This is a genomic window from Variovorax ginsengisoli (genome assembly GCF_030486595.1).
Taxonomy (GTDB): Bacteria; Pseudomonadota; Gammaproteobacteria; order Burkholderiales; family Burkholderiaceae_C; genus Variovorax; species Variovorax ginsengisoli_B.
In genome coordinates this window covers 68,335-85,420 of the sequence record NZ_JAUJZH010000002.1, presented here as the reverse complement: position 1 = coordinate 85,420, position 17,086 = coordinate 68,335, and the positions used below count along the sequence as shown (strand labels likewise).

At 70.6% G+C, this 17,086-nt stretch carries 12 protein-coding genes; 6 read left to right on the top strand and 6 right to left on the bottom strand.

The genetic code is table 11. The annotated features are described in order from the left end of the window. Positions 1-13 precede the first annotated feature (13 nt). A complete protein-coding gene (locus QZH52_RS02960; protein WP_301803534.1) occupies positions 14-1,012 on the bottom strand; it encodes a septal ring lytic transglycosylase RlpA family protein in 999 nt (332 codons plus the stop codon). After that, a complete protein-coding gene (gene glnE, locus QZH52_RS02955) occupies positions 1,005-3,788 on the bottom strand; it encodes a bifunctional [glutamate--ammonia ligase]-adenylyl-L-tyrosine phosphorylase/[glutamate--ammonia-ligase] adenylyltransferase (protein WP_301803532.1) in 2,784 nt (927 codons plus the stop codon). Before glnE ends, QZH52_RS02960 begins: the two co-directional genes overlap by 8 nt. Positions 3,789-3,813: 25 nt before the next feature. Between glnE and QZH52_RS02950 the strand changes: the two genes are divergently transcribed. The 4 genes from QZH52_RS02950 to QZH52_RS02935 are packed head-to-tail and all read left to right on the top strand — an operon-like array spanning position 3,814 to position 11,443. Then, positions 3,814-7,911, top strand: a complete 4,098-nt coding sequence (locus QZH52_RS02950; RefSeq protein ID WP_436411526.1) for a YhdP family protein — start codon at positions 3,814-3,816, stop codon at positions 7,909-7,911. Between the two features lie 22 nt (positions 7,912-7,933). After that, a complete protein-coding gene (locus QZH52_RS02945) occupies positions 7,934-8,749 on the top strand; it encodes a carbon-nitrogen hydrolase family protein (RefSeq protein WP_301803529.1) in 816 nt (271 codons plus the stop codon). Continuing rightward, a complete protein-coding gene (locus QZH52_RS02940) occupies positions 8,688-10,805 on the top strand; it encodes a two-component system sensor histidine kinase NtrB (protein ID WP_301803527.1) in 2,118 nt (705 codons plus the stop codon). The genes QZH52_RS02945 and QZH52_RS02940 overlap by 62 nt, the downstream gene beginning before the upstream one ends. A gap of 11 nt (positions 10,806-10,816) precedes the next feature. Next, positions 10,817-11,443, top strand: coding sequence for a response regulator transcription factor (locus QZH52_RS02935; protein ID WP_286509668.1), 627 nt, complete (start codon positions 10,817-10,819; stop codon positions 11,441-11,443). Between the two features lie 6 nt (positions 11,444-11,449). Here QZH52_RS02935 and QZH52_RS02930 read toward each other — a convergent pair whose 3' ends face one another. Both QZH52_RS02930 and QZH52_RS02925 read right to left on the bottom strand, forming a co-directional pair. Next, positions 11,450-12,100, bottom strand: coding sequence for a YiaD family glycine zipper/OmpA-like lipoprotein (locus QZH52_RS02930; protein WP_301803524.1), 651 nt, complete (start codon positions 12,098-12,100; stop codon positions 11,450-11,452). Positions 12,101-12,305: 205 nt separating this feature from the next. Further along, a complete protein-coding gene (locus QZH52_RS02925; RefSeq protein WP_301803523.1) occupies positions 12,306-12,443 on the bottom strand; it encodes a hypothetical protein in 138 nt (45 codons plus the stop codon). Here QZH52_RS02925 and mltA point away from each other — a divergent pair. Continuing rightward, complete coding sequence (mltA, locus tag QZH52_RS02920) at positions 12,442-13,578, top strand: murein transglycosylase A (protein ID WP_301803522.1); 1,137 nt, start codon at positions 12,442-12,444, stop codon at positions 13,576-13,578. The two genes, QZH52_RS02925 and mltA, sit on opposite strands and share 2 nt — an antisense overlap. On the opposite strand, the gene QZH52_RS02915 is transcribed toward mltA, so the two are convergent. Both QZH52_RS02915 and QZH52_RS02910 read right to left on the bottom strand, forming a co-directional pair. Further along, positions 13,579-13,734: a hypothetical protein gene (locus QZH52_RS02915; protein ID WP_286519775.1), complete on the bottom strand. Its 156-nt coding sequence runs from the start codon at positions 13,732-13,734 to the stop codon at positions 13,579-13,581. A gap of 47 nt (positions 13,735-13,781) precedes the next feature. Next, the gene (locus QZH52_RS02910) at positions 13,782-14,270 is read right to left on the bottom strand and encodes an Lrp/AsnC family transcriptional regulator (RefSeq protein WP_286509673.1); all 489 of its coding nucleotides are present in this window, start codon (positions 14,268-14,270) and stop codon (positions 13,782-13,784) included. A gap of 106 nt (positions 14,271-14,376) precedes the next feature. Here QZH52_RS02910 and mdeB point away from each other — a divergent pair, with 106 nt between their 5' ends. Then, positions 14,377-17,034, top strand: a complete 2,658-nt coding sequence (mdeB, locus tag QZH52_RS02905) for an alpha-ketoglutarate dehydrogenase (RefSeq protein ID WP_301803519.1) — start codon at positions 14,377-14,379, stop codon at positions 17,032-17,034. The last annotated feature ends 52 nt before the right edge of the window (positions 17,035-17,086 follow it).

Below are 17,086 nucleotides of genomic sequence, written 5' to 3'. Positions count from 1 at the left end.
TCGCAACAGGTTCTCAGCGGCGCTCGACGATCACCGGCGCCAACTGCAGGCCGTTGCGGACCTGTTCAGCCGCGTCGCGGGCCGTGTCCCGCGAGGCATAGGGGCCTGACTGCAGGCGGTGCGTGCCGTTCTCGCTGAACACATTGAGGGTGCTCGCGAGCGGCGGCATCTCGCGTGCCACCTGCTGCTGAAACCGCTGGGCGCCTTCGCGCTGGCTGAAGGCTCCGAGCTGGACCCAGAAACCGGGCCCGGCGGCCGCCGTACGCGGAGCCGGCGTGGCCGGCTGGGCGGGTGCCGCGGCCAGCGGCGTCATCGGCGGCAGCGCCGCGACTTCCATGGCGTCGTAGCGCGAGGTGGCGACCACGGGTGCAGTCAGCGCCGCGGGCACCGCGACACCGTCCGCGGCGGCCACGGCAGCGATCGGCGCGGCCTGCTGGGCCAGCACCGGGGCATCGCCGCGGCGCCAGGCACCGGTACGGATGTCCTCGTTGGTGAGGCGCTCGATCTCCACCGGCGCGACCCCGCGCAACAGGTCGAGCTTGAGGGCCGCGGTGTAGCTCAGGTCGATGACCCGGTCGTCGTGGAAGGGGCCACGGTCGTTCACGCGGACGATCACTTCGCGGCCGTTGGCCGGGTTGCGCACCCTTGCGTAGCTCGGCAGCGGCAAGGTCTTGTGGGCCGCCGTCATCGCGTACATGTCGTACGGCTCGCCGCTGGCGGTCGATTGGGCGTGGAACTTGCGCCCGTACCACGAGGCCAGGCCGGTTTCGCGGAAGGGCCGGTCGTCGGTGATCGGCACATAGGAGCGGCCGAGCACCGTGTAGGGCTTGCTGGTGCCGCCGCTGCCGCGGATCGGTTCGACCCGGGGTTCGGCATCCGGGACCTGGTTCAGGCCCGAAGGCGGATTGGCATCGGCACCGTCGCGGCCGCCGCGCGGTCCGCTGGCGCAGCCCGCGAGCAGCACCAGCGTCGCCGCCGCGAGCCACGCTGAAGCGTGTCGCTGGCTAGCCAAAGACCGCCTTCCAGAGCGCCAGCATGGCCTCGCGTTCGGCCACCAGGGTGCTCATCGGCACCTGGGTCGGCTCCTCGTTGAGGCGGGCCCGGTGCTGCACCCGGCGCAGTTCCCGGTAGGCCGCGGCGGCGGCCTCGCCCACGCCTGCGGGCAGCAGCTTGGCCGCTTCGGCACGCTGGAGCAGCGCGATGTTGCCGACGTTGGGCACCAGCTCGGGATGCGCCTTGGCTTCGGACAGCACCAGGAACTGCACCGCGAACTCGGCGTCGACCATGCCGCCGGCGCTGTGCTTGACGTCGAAGAGATCGGGCTTGACCGGCCGCGCGGCGCTTACCTTGGCGCGCATCGCGACGATCTCGGCCTTGAGGGCCTCGCGGTCGCGCGGTGCCGTGATCACGGCTTCGCGGATGCGGTCGAAACGCTCGACGTGAGCCGGCTCGCCCAGCACGCAGCGCGCCCGGGTCATGGCCTGGTGCTCCCAGGTCCAGGCGGTGTTGCTGCCGCGGCCCAGCTGGTACTTCTCGTAGGCGTCGAAGCTGGTGGTCAGCAGGCCTGAATTGCCATTCGGGCGCAGCGCGGTGTCGATCTCGAACAGGTCGCCCTCGCGGGTCTTGACCGTGAGCCAGTTGATCAGCTTGCGGACGTAGGCGGCATAGACTTCGCCGGCACGTTCGTCCTCGTCGTCGTAGACGAAGACGATGTCGAGGTCGCTGCCGTAGCCGAGCTCCTTGCCGCCGAGCTTGCCGTAGCCGATGATCGCGAAGCGCGGCTGGTCGCGGTGCGGATTGCGCACCTGGGGCCAGCACCAGCGCGCGGTCACGCGCAGCACCGCATCGGCCAGGGCGCTCAGGTCGTCGGCCACCTGCTCGACCGTGATGCGGCCATCGAGGTCGCGCGCCAGCGTACGGAACAGCTCCGCGTGGTGGGCGTGGCGCAGCAGGTTCAGCAGCCGCTCCTCGTCGGCCTCGCCGGTCTGCGTCAGCGAGCGATGGCGGTCTTCGAGCTCGCGTTCGAAGTCGGCGGCGACGAAGCGGCCGGACAGCATGGCGCTGCTGGCCAGTTCGTCGATCACGCCGGGGTGCTTCAGCAGGTAGCTCGCGGGCCATTTGGCCGAGCCGAGCAGGCGCAGCAGGCGCTCTTGCACCGCGGGCCGCTCGACCAGCAGCGCGATGTAGCTGTCGCGGCGCAGCAGCGGCTCGATCCAGTCGGCCCAGCGCAGCGCGGCATCGACGTGGCGGCTGATCTGGCCCTGGGCATGGCTGTCGGGCTCGCGCAGCCACAGGGCGGTGCGCTGCACCAGCTGGCGCAGGCGGGCGCGGGTGTCGTCGCGCAGCGCCAGCACCCGCGGGTTCTCGTTCCAGGCCTGGATGCGGGCGGCGAACGGTGCCGGCAGCGATTCGAGCAGGTCGCTCATGTCGAGCGGGGCGGGGGTCGAAGCGCCGCCCTTGCAGCCGCTGCAGGGTTTCTTGCCGCCCAGCAGCTTGTCGAACTCCTGGGCCACGAATTCGCGATGGGTGTCGAGCTGGGCCAGGAAGGCGCAGCAATCGGCGAAGCCGAGAGTGAGCGCGATCCAGTGCAGGTCGTCGTCGTTGACCGGCAGCACATGGGTCTGCTGGTCGTCCAGGTACTGGATGCGGTGCTCGACCCGGCGCAGGAACTCGTAGGCCGAAGCCAGCGCGTCGGCCGCTTCCTGCGGCATCAGCCCGGCGCGTGCCAGCCGTTGAAGCGCATCGAGCGTCGGCCGGGTCCGCAGTTCGGGGAACTGGCCGCCGCGCACCACCTGCAGCAACTGCACCGTGAATTCGATCTCGCGGATGCCGCCGCGCGACAGCTTGACGTCGTTGGCGCGCTCGGGCCGGCCGGCGCTGCGGCGTGCCGCCTGTTCGCGAATCTGCCGGTGCAGCGTGCGCAGCGAATCGAAGACGCTGTAGTCGAGGTAGCGGCGAAAGACGAAGGGCAGCACCGCGCTGCGCAGCGCCTGGGCCGAGCCGTCGGCCACCACCGCGGCGGGCGCGACCACCCGGCTCTTGAGCCAGGCGAAGCGCTCCCATTCGCGGCCCTGGACCTGGAAATACTCCTCGAGGGCGTCGAGCGAGACCACGCTCGGCCCCGAATTGCCGTTGGGCCGCAGGGCCAGATCGACCCGGAACACGAAGCCATGTTCGGTGGTGTCGCCCACCAGCGCGTAGATCCGCTTGACCGCCCGCGCGAAGTATTCCTGGTTGGCCAGCCTCGAGCGGCCCTCGGCGTTGCCGCCGGTCTCGCCGTCGTGGTCGTAGAGGTAGATCAGGTCGATGTCGCTCGACACGTTGAGCTCGCGGGCGCCGAGCTTGCCCATGCCGACCACCCAGAGCTGGGCCCGCCGGCCGTCGACCGCGCGCGGTGCGCCGTGGGCTTCGTTGAGCTCGGCGCAGGCCTCCCGGCAGGCGACATCGAGCGCGAATTCGGCCAGCTGGGTGACCGCGGTGGTGACCACGGCCAGCGGCGCCTGCAGGTCGCAGTCGAGCGTGATGAGGCGTTCCATCACCAGCTGGCGAACGATGCGCAAGGCGTCGGCGACGCTGTCGCCGCGCTCGCGCAGGGCCCGGTACGCTTCGGCCATGTGGGGCCGCGAGGGTTCGCCCGGCGGCAGCAGCGACAGCTCGGCAGCGTAGCGCCGGCGCAAGCGCTGGATGAAGCGGGACGATGCCGACAAGGGCGGCGAAGCGGATGATGGTGGCGGCCGAAGCGTGGCGCTGTCGGCGGCGGTGGAACCCGGCTGGGAGCTGGCGGTCATAATTCCTGACACAGCGCGATCCTCAATGAACGACACGACGTCTTCCCCTTCACGTCTGCTCAAGATCACCGCTGCGACGGCGCGCTCGTTGTTGGGTTTGCTGATCGGTGCATGGCTCCTGCTTGCGCTGTCAGTCGTTGTCCTACATCTCTGGATTGTGCCGCGAATCGGAAACTACCGTGGCGCACTCGAGGCGCAGGCCACACGGGCCATCGGCGTGCCCGTGCGCATCGGCGCGATCAGCGCCCGGTCGGGCGGCCTTTTTCCGGCCGTCGAGCTGCGAGACGTGGTGCTCATGGACGAGCGCAGCCAGGAGGCGCTGCGGCTCGAGCGGGTGGTGGCCAGCGTGTCGCCGCGCTCGCTCTGGAACCTCAGCTTCGAACAGCTCTACATCGAGCGGCCGCAGGTCGACGTCCGGCGCGATGCGCTCGGCAAGATCCACGTCGCCGGGCTCCACATGTCGAACGACACCAGCGGCGGCGGCGATGGCGCCGACTGGTTCTTCGCCCAGCGCGAACTGGTCGTGCAGGGCGGCACCGTGCGCTGGACCGACGAGCGGCGCCAGACCGCGCCACTGCTGCTGTCCGATGTGCAGTTCGTGGCCCGCAACGGGGCGCGCCGCCACGCCATGCGCCTGGACGCCACCCCGCCCGCCGGCTGGGGCGAGCGCTTCACGCTGCGCGGCCAGTTCCGACAGCCGCTGCTGTCGGTGCGCAGCGGCAACTGGCGCACCTGGGACGGCCAGCTCTATGCCGACCTTCCCTACCTCGACATCACCCGGCTCGACGGCTATGTCGACCTCGACGCCCGGATCCACCAGGGTACCGGCGGCCTGCGCCTCTGGGCCGACGTCAATGACGGCGAGATCACGGGCGGCGTGGCCGATCTGGGACTGAGCCGCATCGACGTGTCGCTCGGCAAGGCGCGCGAGCCGCTGGTGTTGCGCGACGTCACCGGCCGCCTGACCGGCAAGCGCGGCGACGGCACGCTCGAGTTCGCGACCACCCGGCTGCAGTTCGACACCGCGGACCGCATGCGCTGGCCCGGCGGCAACCTGTGGTTCCAGCACGCGGACGCCAAGGGACGCACGGCGGAGCGCACCGCCCTGCGGGCCGACCGGCTCGACCTCGCGGCGCTGGCGCTGATCGCCGACCGGCTGCCCTTGGGCGAGGCGTTCCGCAAGCAGCTCGAGACCTACCAGCCGCGTGGCATGGTCGAGCACATCGAGGCCAGCTGGCAGGGCCCCGCCGGCGAACCCTCCGGCTACCAGCTGAAGGGCCGCATGAGCGGCTTCAGCGTGGCGTCTCAGCCCGGCGTGCCGGTCCCCGCGCCGGCGACGCCGGCGGGGGCGGCGGGCACGTCCGCCACGGCGCCGCACGCGCCGGTCGGCAGGCCCGGCGTCAGCGGCGCCACGGTCGATTTCGACGCCAGCCAGGCCGGCGGCAGCGCCACGCTGTCGATCGCCAGTGGCGCGCTCGACCTGCCGGGCGTGTTCGAGGAGCCCGTGGTGCCGATCGATCGGCTGTCGACCCAGCTGCAGTGGAAGCTCGATCGCGGCGCGGTGCAGGTACAGATGTCGAACCTGCGTTTCGCCAACGTCGATGCCGAAGGCGAGGCCCAGGCCAGCTGGCGCACCAGCGACCCGGCCGTCTCGCACAGCGCCGATCGCTATCCGGGAGTGCTCGACCTGCAGGGCAAGCTCACGCGCGCCGACGGCACCCGTGTCTGGCGCTACCTGCCGCTGCACATCCCGAAGGCCACCCGCGACTACGTGCGCGACGCGGTCACCAAGGGCAAAGCCAGCGCGGTCGACTTCAAGGTCCGTGGCGACCTCTGGGACATGCCCTTCATTGACCCGAAGCAGGGCGATTTCCGCATCGCCGCGAAGGTCGCGGATGTCAGCTACGCCTATGTGCCGCCGGCGCCGGGCGCGACCGTGGTCTGGCCCGCGCTGAGCGGCCTGTCGGGCGAGCTGGTGTTCGAGCGGGCCGGCATGCTGGTGCGCAATGCGCGCGGGCGACTGGCGGCGGCCCAGGCCGTCGAGGTCACGAAGGCCGAGGCGCAGATTGCCGACATGTCGCACCATGCGCCGGTACTCAAGCTCGATGTGCAGGCCAAGGGGCCGCTGGGCGAGGTGCTGCGGGTCGGCGGACCGCTCGCCGGCGAGGCCGCCCCGACGCTGGCGGACATGCGCGCGACCGGCAATGCCGACTACAAGCTGCGGCTCGAGCTGCCGCTCGAGGCGATGGACAAGACCAAGGTGCAGGCCGCCATCGCGCTCGCCGACAACGAGCTGCAGCTGGCCTCCGGCGCTCCGGCGCTGACGCAGGCGCGCGGCACGCTCAATTTCACCGAAGGCGGGTTCTTGCTCGCCGGCGTGCAGGCGCGCGGCCTCGGTGGCGCCATGCGCATCGACGGCAGCGGCCGCTTCACCGGCAAGCAGGAGCTGGAGCTGCGCGTCCAGGGCACGGCCAGCGCCGAAGGCCTGCGGGCGGCGCGCGAGATCGACTGGCTGGCCCGCCTGGCCAGGAACGCGACCGGCAGCGCGCCTTATACGGCCAGCTTCTCGGTGCGTGAAGGCACGCCCGAGTTCCTGCTCACCAGCAGCCTGCAGGGCCTGGGGCTCCAGTTGCCTGCGCCAATGGCCAAGGAGGCCCAGGACGCCATGCCGCTGCGGGTCGAGAAGAAGATCGTGCTGCGCGAGACCCGCGGGGCCGGCGCCGCGCCGCAGCTGCACGACCAGATCTCGCTCGAGCTGGGCAAGGTCGGCTCGGCCAGCTATGTGCGCGACGTCTCGGGCCGCGAGGCGCGGGTGCTGCGCGGCGCCATCGGCATCGGCCTCGCGGCCGGCGAATCGGCGCCGCCGCCGGAGCGCGGCGTCGCCGCCAACATGCGTTTCGAGCGGCTCGACCTCGGTGCCTGGCAGGCGCTGTTCAGTGCGGCCACCGGCAAGGCACCCGAAGCCGTGGCGAATGTCGACAGCGGCGACGACGCGCTGGCCTACCTGCCGACGACCATCGCGCTGCGGGCCCAGGAGCTGGTGTTCGGCGGCCGTACGCTGCACGACGTGGTGCTCGGCGGCACGCGCGACGGCCAGCTCTGGCGCGCCAATGTCGACGCGGTCGAGCTCAGCGGCTATGCCGAGTACCGCCATGCACAGGCGGGGCGCCTGTATGCGCGCCTGGCCCGGCTCAAGATCGCGCGCAGCGAAGCCACGGCGGTCGAGTCCCTGCTCGACGAGCAGCCGAGCACCCTGCCGGCGCTCGACATCGTGGTCGACGACTTCGAGCTCTTCGGCCGCCGCCTCGGCCGGGCCGAGATCGATGCCGTGAACCGCGGCGGTGCCGGCCGCGAATGGATGCTCAACAAGCTGACCCTCAGCAATCCGGACGCCACCTTCAACGCCCACGGCAGCTGGGCCGCGCCGCCCGGCGCCAGCGCAGGGCGCGACCAGCGCCGCACCGCGATGGATTTCAAGCTCGAGATCGCGGACGCCGGCGGGTTGTTGAACCGCTTCGGCATGAAGGACGTGGTGCGGCGCGGCCGCGGCCGGCTCGAGGGCCAGGTCAACTGGACCGGCTCGCCGTTCTCGATCGACTACCCGAGCCTCGGCGGGCAACTGCAGATCGACGTCGAATCGGGCCAGTTCCTGAAGGCCGACCCGGGCATCGCCAAGCTGCTCGGCGTGCTGAGCCTGCAGGCCTTGCCGCGGCGCCTCACGCTCGATTTCCGCGACATCTTCAGCGCCGGCTTTGCCTTCGACTTCCTGCGCGGCGATGCCAAGATCGCCAACGGCGTGGCCTCCACCAACAACCTGCAGATGAAGGGCGTCAACGCCGCTGTGCTGATGGACGGCTCGGCCGACATCGCGCGCGAGACGCAGAGCATCCGGGTCGTGGTGGTGCCCGAGATCAGCGCCGGCACCGCGGCGCTGGTGGCGACCGCGATCAATCCGGCGATCGGACTCGGCACCTTCCTGGCGCAGATGGTGCTGAGCCGGCCGCTCATCGCGGCGGCCACGCAGGAGTTCCAGATCGACGGCACCTGGACCGACCCGAAGATCACCCGCGTGCCGCGGCGCACGACGCCCGAGGCGCTGGCCGAGCCGCCGGCACCGCGCTAGCAAGAAGAAGGAGACCACAGCCATGAAAGTCGCAGCCATCCAGATGGTGTCGGCCATCGCCCGCGAGGCCAACCTGGCACGCGCCCACGACCTGCTGGCCGAAGCCGCCGCCGCCGGCGCCGAACTGGCCGTGCTGCCCGAGTATTTCTGCATGATGGGCCGCCGCGACACCGACAAGCTGGCGCTGCGCGAGACCGCGGGGGCCGGCACGGTGCAGAGCTTCCTGGCCGATGCGGCGCGCGAGTTCGGGCTTTGGATCGTCGGCGGCACCTTGCCGATCGAGACCGACGACGACCAGCATGTCTTCAACAGCTCGCTGGTCTACGCGCCGGACGGCGAGCGCGTTGCGCGCTACGACAAGATCCACCTGTTCTTTTTCGACAATGGCCGCGAGCGCTACGACGAACGCCGCGTGATCGCACCGGGCACCCAGCCGGTGTGCTTCGACCTGCCCTCGCGCGACGGCCACTCCTGGCGCATCGGCATGAGCGTCTGCTATGACTTGCGGTTTCCGGAGCTCTACCGGGCGCTGGCCCGCCAGGGGGCCGAGCTGCTGCTGGTGCCCAGCGCCTTCACGCGAACCACCGGCGCCGCCCACTGGGAGGTGCTGCTGCGGGCCCGGGCGATCGAGAACCTGGCCTGGGTGGTGGCGCCGGCGCAAGGCGGCACGCACGAGAACGGCCGCCAGACCTGGGGCCAGTCGATGGTGGTCGACCCCTGGGGCACGGTGGCGGCCCAGCACGCCGAGGGCGAGGCCGTGGTGCTGTTCGATGTCGATGCCGCGCAGCTCGAGGCCGCGCGCGCCCAGCTCCCGGCGCTGGCCCACGGCGTCATCTGAAGCCGCAGTGTCCGCGCCTTCCCTGCCCGCCGCCCGCGTCCTGCGTCCCGCCTTCGCGCGGCTGCGCTTCCTGCGCTCGTTCTGGCGCCGCTGGTTCCTCTGGGTGCTGCTGGCGATTCTGGTGCTGGCGCTGCTGGTCACCGTGGTCTGGCTGGCCGGCCGGCACGAGGTCGAGCAGACCCAGACCGTGCTGGACCGCGACACGGCCGACGCGGTGGCCGACCTGCGCGACGGCCTGCAGCGCAACGTCCAGACCTTGCGCGCCTCGCTGGCCGGCGGGGTCGACCGCGAGCAGTGGGAGGGCCGGGCCTCGGCCTTGCTGCGCGATCACCGCGAGTGGCTGCGTCTCGAATGGCGCGACCCGGCGCTGCGCCCGCTCGGCGCGGTCGATTCGCCCTATCGACGCAAGGTGTTCGGCGACAACGAGCGCGGCCCCGAGCAGATCGACGTCGAGCAGGCCTGCTCGACCGCGCGCAAGCTGGGATCGGCGGCCTATTCGCCGAGCCACTACGTGGCCTCGGTGCAGGGCAGCGGCGGCCTCGAGGTGCTGGAGCTGTGCGTTCCGGTCGAGGGCGGCGGCTACCTGGTTGCGGCCTACTCGCTGCGCGATACGCTCACCGAACTGCTGGCGCCGATGCTCAGCCGCGGCCAGGAAGTCGCCTTCACCGAGTCCGACGGCACCCGGCTGGTGGCGATCGGCGCGCCGCGGCGCATCGGCACGCGGGTCTTCACCTCGCAGCAGCTGATCGACCTGCCGGGCGTCACCCTGATGCTGCGCATCGACGGCTGGCGCGCCGTGCCGGACCTGTTCCCCAACATGCTGACCGCGCTGGTCACGGCGATCTCGATCGCGCTGGTGTCGGTGCTGGTGCTGCTGGCGCGCGACACCCGGCGGCGCCTGCGGGCCGAGCGCGATCTCGGCGATGCGCTGGCCTTCCGCAAGGCGATGGAGGATTCGGTCATCACCGGCCTGCGCGCGCGCGACCTGCAGGGCCGCATCACCTACGTCAACCCGGCCTTCTGCGAGATGGTGGGGTTCAGCGCCGAGGAACTGATGCGCAGCGACGTCGAGGTGCCCTACTGGCCGACCGAGCTGGCGCACGAGTACCAGCGCCGGCAGGCGGTGCGGCTGGCGGGCGCGACGCCGCCGCGCGAGGGTTTCGAGTCGGTCTTCATGCGCAAGGACGGCAGCCGCTTCCCGGTGCTGATCTTCGAGGCCCCGCTGATCAATGCGCAAGGCTCGCAGTCGGGCTGGATGAGCGCCTTCATCGACATCAGCGAGCAACGCCGCGTGGAGGAGCTCTCGCGCGCCAGCCAGGAACGGCTGCAGGCCAGCGCCCGGCTGGCCACCGTGGGCGAGATGGCCTCGCTGCTGAGCCACGAACTGACGCAGCCGCTGGCCGCGATCGCCAGCTACGCCAGCGGCTCGCTCAACCTGCTAGGGGCGGACGGGTCGCCGCAAGACGGCGACCGGCAGGAGGTCGCGATGGCGGTGCGCCGGATCGCCGAGCAGGCCGATCGCGCCGGCCAGGTGATCCGCAGCGTGCACGACTTCGTGCGCCGGCGCGACCGCACGCGCGAGTCGGTGACGCCCCAGGCGCTGGTCGACGCGGTGCTGCCGCTGGTGCGGCTGCAGGCGCGCAAGCTCGGCGTGCGCGTGGAGCTGGCCCTGGAGGACAACCTGCCGGCCGTGGTCTGCGACCGCACGCTGGTCGAGCAGGTGCTGCTGAACCTGGCGCGCAACGGCATGCAGGCGATGGACATGCCCGAACTGAGCGAGCGCGTGCTGCGCCTGCGGGTCGTTCGCGCCAGCGGCAGTCCGGGCCCGGACGCGCGCCGCTGGCTTGAATTTTCGGTCGCCGACCTCGGCTGCGGCATCAGCGCCGAAGTAGCGTCGCGCCTTTTCACGCCCTTCTTCACGACGCGGGCCGACGGCATGGGCCTGGGCCTGAGCCTGTGCCGCACCGTGGTCGAGCAGCACGGCGGCGTGCTGATGCACGAACCGCAGCGCCCGCGCGGCACCGTCTTCCGATTCACCCTGGCCACCGCCAGCTGACACTTCACGCCATGCAACCCCTGATCGATGCCCTGATCTTCATCGTCGACGACGACGCCAGCGTGCGCGAGGCCCTGGCCTGGCTGCTGCGATCGCGGCGCCTGGTGAGCGAGCAATTCGCCAGCGCCGAAGCCTTCGAGGCCCGCCTGGCCGAGGAGCCGCTGACCGACCATCCGCATTGCCTGCTGCTCGACGTGCGCATGCCGGGCACCAGCGGGCTGGTACTGTTTGACCGCCTGGCCGAGCGCGGCCTGCTCGACGCCATGCCGGTGATCTTCCTGACCGGCCATGCCGACGTGCCGACCGCGGTCGATGCGGTCAAGCGCGGCGCCTTCGATTTCTGCGAGAAGCCGTTCTCGGACAACGCGCTGGTCGACCGCATCGAGCACGCGCTCGGGGCGTCGCTGCGCGCGGTCGAGGCCAGGCGCACGCGCCAGCTCCTCAAGCGCCGCATCGACGAGCTGACGGAGCGCGAGCGCGACGTGATGCGCTGCGTGGTCGAGGGCCTGCCGAACAAGCTGATCGCCGATCAGTTGGCGATCAGCGTGCGCACGGTGGAGGTCCACCGCGCGCGCGTGTTCGAGAAGATGGAGGTCAAGTCGGCGGTCGAACTCGCCAACCTCCTGCGTGGGGTCTGAACCCTATCAGCCCTGCGAACGTTCGCCGACGAAGATCTCGACGCGGCGGTTCTGCGCCCGGCCGGCTTCGGTGTTGTTGTCGGCGACCGGCTCGCGCGAGCCGCGGCCTTCGGTGCGGATCGCGCCGGCCGGCACGCCGCGCGCCACCAGGTAGTCGCGCGTGCTCGCGGCGCGTTCGATCGACAGCGGGTTGTTGATGGCATCGGTGCCGGTGCTGTCGGTGTGGCCGATGATGCGCACCTCGGCGTTCGGGTTGTTGCGCAGGCCGCTGGCGAACTGGTCGAGCACCGGCGAGAAGTTGGGCTTGATCGCCGCGCGGCCGACGTCGAAGGAGATGTCGCTCGGGATCGCCAGCTTGAGCTCGTTGCTGGCGGTCTGGGTGACGGCCACGCCGGTGCCCCGGGTGGCGGCTTCCATCTGCTTCTTCTGGTTCTCCATGCGCTGCGACCACAGGTAGCCGCCGGCCGCACCGGCGAGCGCACCCACCGCGGCGCCGGTGCCCGCACGGCCGCCGGTTGCCGAGCCGATCGCCGCGCCCGCCAGTGCGCCGACGCCGGCACCGATGCCGGTGTTGCGCTGGGTGTCGGTCATGCCGGTTCCGGCGCAACCTGCGAGAACGAGGGCGGCGGCGGAGGTGGCGAGTACGAGTTTTTTCATGTCGGTCCTTCTGGGGATGCAATACAAGGAAGAACCATTATCCGGAGCGATTCGCGCAAATTCGGTGACCCGGCCGTGTCGGCATGTAACGGTCATCGGCGATGGGATCGCTCTAAACCCTTGTCGTATCTGGCTCTAATGCTATGTTTTTGGTAGCATTCGGCGCACTGACCCACAGTCGTGTGCGGCGCCGGACTACCGCGATTCAATCCCTTTTTGGGGGCTCGCCGGCATCGTCGCGGTCGTCCAGCTCGCCGCCCTTGCGGCCCGAGAACATGGTCCACCAGACGATCAGCACCAGCGCGATCGCGGCCGCGAGGGCTTCAAGCAAAATCAGACCCATGAACAAAGGACTCCGGTGGCTGGCGGGACTTGCGATCGTAGCAACGCTCGCGGGCTGCAGCTTCAGCACACGACAGCCCGAGACGCCGACGGCGACGCCGAGCGCGGCCCCGCCACGCGATCTCGGTCCCCTGACCGGCTCGCTCACCCATCCCAAGAGCCGCTGGACGCCGGTGCCGTGGTCCGAGCTGCCCGGCTTCAACGAGGACGCCCTGCACGAAGGCTGGGTCGCGATGGTCAGCAACTGCGCGCGGCCCAACGCCGCCATCGCGCCGCTGTGCCGCGAGGTGCGCCAGCTCGCGCTGGCCGAGCCGGACCAGCAGCGCGAATGGATGATGCAGCGGCTGCAGCCGTTTCGCATCGAGTCGCTTGCGGGCCCGAGCGAAGGCAAGCTCACCAGCTACTACGAGCCGGTCTTCGATGCCACGCGGCGGCCGACGGCGACCCACACGGTGCCGCTCTACCAGGCGCCGGCGGGCCTGGTCCCCAAGCGCCCCTGGTACACCCGCCAGGAGATCGACACGCTGCCGCAGGCCCAGGCCGCGCTGCGCGGCCGCGAGATCGCCTGGCTGGCCGATCCCATCGACGCGCTGATGCTGCACATCCAGGGCTCGGGTCGGCTGCGCATCACCGAGGCCGACGGTTCGCAGCGCATGGTGCGCGTGGCCTTCGCGGCCACCAACGAGCAACCCTATCGCAGCGTCCAGCAATGGCTGTCGAGCCAGGGAGCGACCAAGGTCAGCCTGTGGCCGGACGACACCAAGCAGTGGGTGGCGCAGAACCCTCAGCGCGTGTCGCAGCTGCTGTGGAGCAATCCCCGCTACGTGTTCTTCCGCGAGGAGCCGCTCAATGAAGTCGACGCGGCCTCGGGGCCGGTGGGCGCGCAGGGCGTGCCGCTCACGGCCGGCCGCTCGATCGCGGTCGACCGGGACAGCATCCCGTACGGCACGCCGGTCTGGCTCGCCTCGCCGGGGCCGGCCGTGCCGCTGGCCAAGCTGGTGGTCGCGCAGGACACCGGCAGCGCCATCGTCGGCGCGGTGCGAGCCGACTATTTCGCCGGCACCGGCGCCGATGCGGGCCGGGTCGCTGCGCGGGTCAACCAGCCCCTGCGGCTCTGGGCGCTCTGGCCGAAATAGTCAGGCGTTCATCTTCACCACGAAGATCGTGAGCGCGGTGACCATCGCGATGTGCATCAGGAACTCGAGCCGCCGCTCCCGGGGTGCGATGAGGAGGGCGGCGCCCGCCACGACCAGCGTCAGGGCCCCGAACATGAGATCGAAAGAGATATCCACCAAACCGCCGTCCTTGCTGTCACACGGGCCTGCACGAGCACGGATTATCAGTGAGCGCGCACGGGCTCCTGCGGCCGGGGCAGCGGCAGCGCGGTCTTGTAGCGCACCTGCTTGAGCGCGAAGCTCGAGCGGATCTTCTCGATGCCGGCGATCGGCGTCAGCTGTTCGAGGATGAACTTCTCCAGCGCCGCGATATCGGCCACGGCGACCCGGATCAGGTAGTCGCTGTCGCCGGTCATGAGGTAGCACTCCATCACCTCGTCGTGCTCCGCGATGCGCTGCTCGAAATCGGCCAGCGACTGCTTGCTTTGTGTCTTCAGGCTGATCGAGATGAAGACGTTGAGGCCGAGGCCCAGCGCGCCCGCGTTGACCAGGGCCACGTAGCGCTGGATCACGCCGCCGGCCTCGAGCGCCTTCACCCGCGCCAGGCAGGGCGAGGGCGACAGGTGGATGCGGCGCGCCAGTTCGACGTTGGACAGGCCGCCGTCGCGCTGCAGCTCGTCGAGAATGCGCAGGTCGATCGTGTCCAGTTGCATGAAATGCTGCCAAGCGGCAAAAATGCAGAATTCTATGCGGTGGACTGGGCCGGAAAGGCACGGAATCGGCACCCCATGCCATCGCGAACGGCCTAGATTGCGGTTCATGAACGCCCCGATCCCCTTCGACCCCTTGCGCGCCCTGATCGACATGCCCCTGCACGATCCCGATCCCGTCGAAACCGCCGAGTGGCGGGCCGCCTTCGTCGCCCTGGCCGACGCCCACGGGCCGGAGCGGGCGCGCTGGATGCTGGACGAACTCGCACGGCTGGCGCGGGCCCAGCGCATCGGCTGGGAGCCGGACCTGTCGACGCCCTACGTCAACTCCATCGCGGTCGACGCCCAGCCGGCGTTCCCCGGCGACCTCGCGATGGAGGAGCGGCTGGCCTCGCTGATGCGCTGGAATGCGCTCGCGATGGTGGTGCGCGCCAACCAGGCCTACGGCGAGCTCGGCGGCCACATCGCCAGCTACGCCAGCGCGGCGGACCTGTTCGAGACCGGCTTCAATCATTTCTTCCATGCACGCACGGATGCCCACCGTGGCGACCTCGTGTTCTTCCAGCCGCACAGCGCACCGGGCGTGTATGCGCGCGCCTTCCTCGAAGGCCGGCTCGGCGAAGAGGACCTGCGCCACTACCGGCAGGAGCTCACCGCGCCCGCGTTCACCGAAGGCCAGGGCGCACGCGGCCTCAGCAGCTACCCGCACCCGTACCTGATGCCGGACTTCTGGCAGTTTCCGACCGGCTCGATGGGCATCGGGCCGATCAGCTCGATCTACCACGCGCGCTTCATGCGCTACCTCACGCACCGCAACCTGCTGGATTGCGAGGGGCGGAAAGTCTGGGGCGTGTTCGGCGACGGCGAGATGGACGAGCCCGAATCGATGAGCGCGCTGACGCTCGCCGCCCGCGAGAGGCTCGACAACCTGGTCTGGGTGGTCAACTGCAACCTGCAGCGCCTGGACGGCCCGGTGCGCGGCAACGGCCGCATCATCGACGAACTCGAGAAGCTGTTCGCCGGCGCCGGCTGGAACGTCATCAAGCTGGTCTGGGGCAGCGACTGGGACGGCCTGTTCGCCCGCGACCTCACGGGCGCGCTGGTGCGGGCCTTCTCGAACACGGTCGACGGCCAGATGCAGACCTTCGCCGCCAAGGACGGCCGCTACAACCGCGACACCTTCTTCGGCCAGGACCCGGAACTGGCGCGGCTCGCCGAGGGCATGACCGACGAGCAGATCGACCACCTGAAGCGCGGCGGCCACGACCTGGTGAAGATCCACGCCGCCTATGCCGCGGCGGCCGCGCACCGCGGCCGGCCGACCGTGATCCTGGCCCACACCAAGAAGGGCTACGGCATGGGCAGCGCCGGCCAGGGCAAGATGACGACGCACTCGCAGAAGAAGTTCGACGACACCGACCTGATCGCCTTCCGCGACCGCTTCAAGCTGCCGCTGACCGACGAACAGGCCACCACCGCCGCCTTCTACAAGCCGGCCGACGACAGCGCCGAGATGCGCTACCTGCTGGCCAAGCGGGCCGCGCTCGGCGGCAGCATGCCGCGCCGCGTCACCGACTGCGACACCGTCGCCAAGCCCGACATCGGGGCCTATGCGCAGTTCGCGGTCGCGGCCGCCGGCAAGGAGATGAGCACCACCATGGCCTTCGTGCGCATGCTGGGCAACCTCATGAAGGACAAGGTGCTCGGCCCGCGCGTGGTGCCGATCGTGGCCGACGAGGCGCGCACCTTCGGCATGGCCAACCTGTTCAAGCAGGTCGGCATCTATTCGAGCGTGGGCCAGCGCTATGCGCCGGAAGACATCGGCTCGGTGCTGTCGTACCGCGAGGCGACCGACGGCCAGATCCTCGAGGAAGGCATCAGCGAGGCCGGCGCCATCGCCAGCTGGACCGCCGCCGCCACCAGCTACAGCGTGCACGGGCTGGCGATGCTGCCCTTCTACATCTACTACTCGATGTTCGGCTTCCAGCGCGTCGGCGACCAGATCTGGGCCGCCGCCGACCAGCGGCCGCGCGGCTTCCTGCTCGGCGCCACCTCCGGGCGCACCACGCTCGGCGGCGAAGGCTTGCAGCACCAGGACGGATCGAGCCATCTCATTGCCGCCACCATCCCGAACTGCAAGGCCTACGACCCGGCCTTCGCGGGCGAGATGGCGGTGATCGTCGATGCCGGCATCCGCGAGATGATGGTCGAGCAGAAGGACGTCTTCTACTACGTCACCCTGATGAACGAAAACTACGCCCAGCCCGACTTGCCGGCCGGCGCGGAAGCCGATGTGCTGCGCGGCTGCTATCGCTTCGATGGATGGAAGGGCGCGCAGCCGGCATCCACCGAGGCGAAGGTCACGCTGCTCGGTTCCGGCGCGATCCTCACCGAAGTCGTCAAGGCGGCGCAGATGCTGGCCGAAGAGGGCATTGCCGCCGAGGTGTTCAGTGTCACGAGCTGGAGCGAGCTCGCGCGCGACGGGCGGGTCTGCGAACAACGCGCGCTGGCGGGCGAGGCCGAGCCGGGCGCGCCGTTCATCGCGCGGCAGCTGGCGGGCGGCAGCGGGCCGATCATCGCCGCGACCGACTACGTGCGCAGCGTGCCCGAGAGCGTCCGCGCCTTCCTGCCCCAGGGCCGGCGCTTCCTCACGCTCGGCACCGACGGCTTCGGCCGCAGCGACACCCGCGCGGCCCTGCGGCAGTTCTTCGGCGTCGATGCGCAGAGCATCGTGCGCGCGGCCCGGCACGCGCTCGGATCGCGTTGAAGCGGCCGGGGAGGGCGCCTATGATGGCGCGCGCGTTGCGCGAACCCATCTA

Excerpts from the sequence above, each read along its gene's own strand:
- mltA (WP_301803522.1), top strand. The coding sequence starts at position 12,442 with ATGAACAAAGGACTCCGGTGGCTGGCGGGACTTGCGATCGTAGCAACG.
- glnE (WP_301803532.1), bottom strand. The coding sequence starts at position 3,788 with ATGACCGCCAGCTCCCAGCCGGGTTCCACCGCCGCCGACAGCGCCACG.
- QZH52_RS02935 (WP_286509668.1), top strand. The coding sequence starts at position 10,817 with ATGCAACCCCTGATCGATGCCCTGATCTTCATCGTCGACGACGACGCC.
- QZH52_RS02930 (WP_301803524.1), bottom strand. The coding sequence starts at position 12,100 with ATGAAAAAACTCGTACTCGCCACCTCCGCCGCCGCCCTCGTTCTCGCA.
- QZH52_RS02925 (WP_301803523.1), bottom strand. The coding sequence starts at position 12,443 with ATGGGTCTGATTTTGCTTGAAGCCCTCGCGGCCGCGATCGCGCTGGTG.
- QZH52_RS02910 (WP_286509673.1), bottom strand. The coding sequence starts at position 14,270 with ATGCAACTGGACACGATCGACCTGCGCATTCTCGACGAGCTGCAGCGC.
- QZH52_RS02940 (WP_301803527.1), top strand. The coding sequence starts at position 8,688 with ATGCCGCGCAGCTCGAGGCCGCGCGCGCCCAGCTCCCGGCGCTGGCCC.
- mdeB (WP_301803519.1), top strand. The coding sequence starts at position 14,377 with ATGAACGCCCCGATCCCCTTCGACCCCTTGCGCGCCCTGATCGACATG.
- QZH52_RS02950 (WP_436411526.1), top strand. The coding sequence starts at position 3,814 with ATGAACGACACGACGTCTTCCCCTTCACGTCTGCTCAAGATCACCGCT.
- QZH52_RS02945 (WP_301803529.1), top strand. The coding sequence starts at position 7,934 with ATGAAAGTCGCAGCCATCCAGATGGTGTCGGCCATCGCCCGCGAGGCC.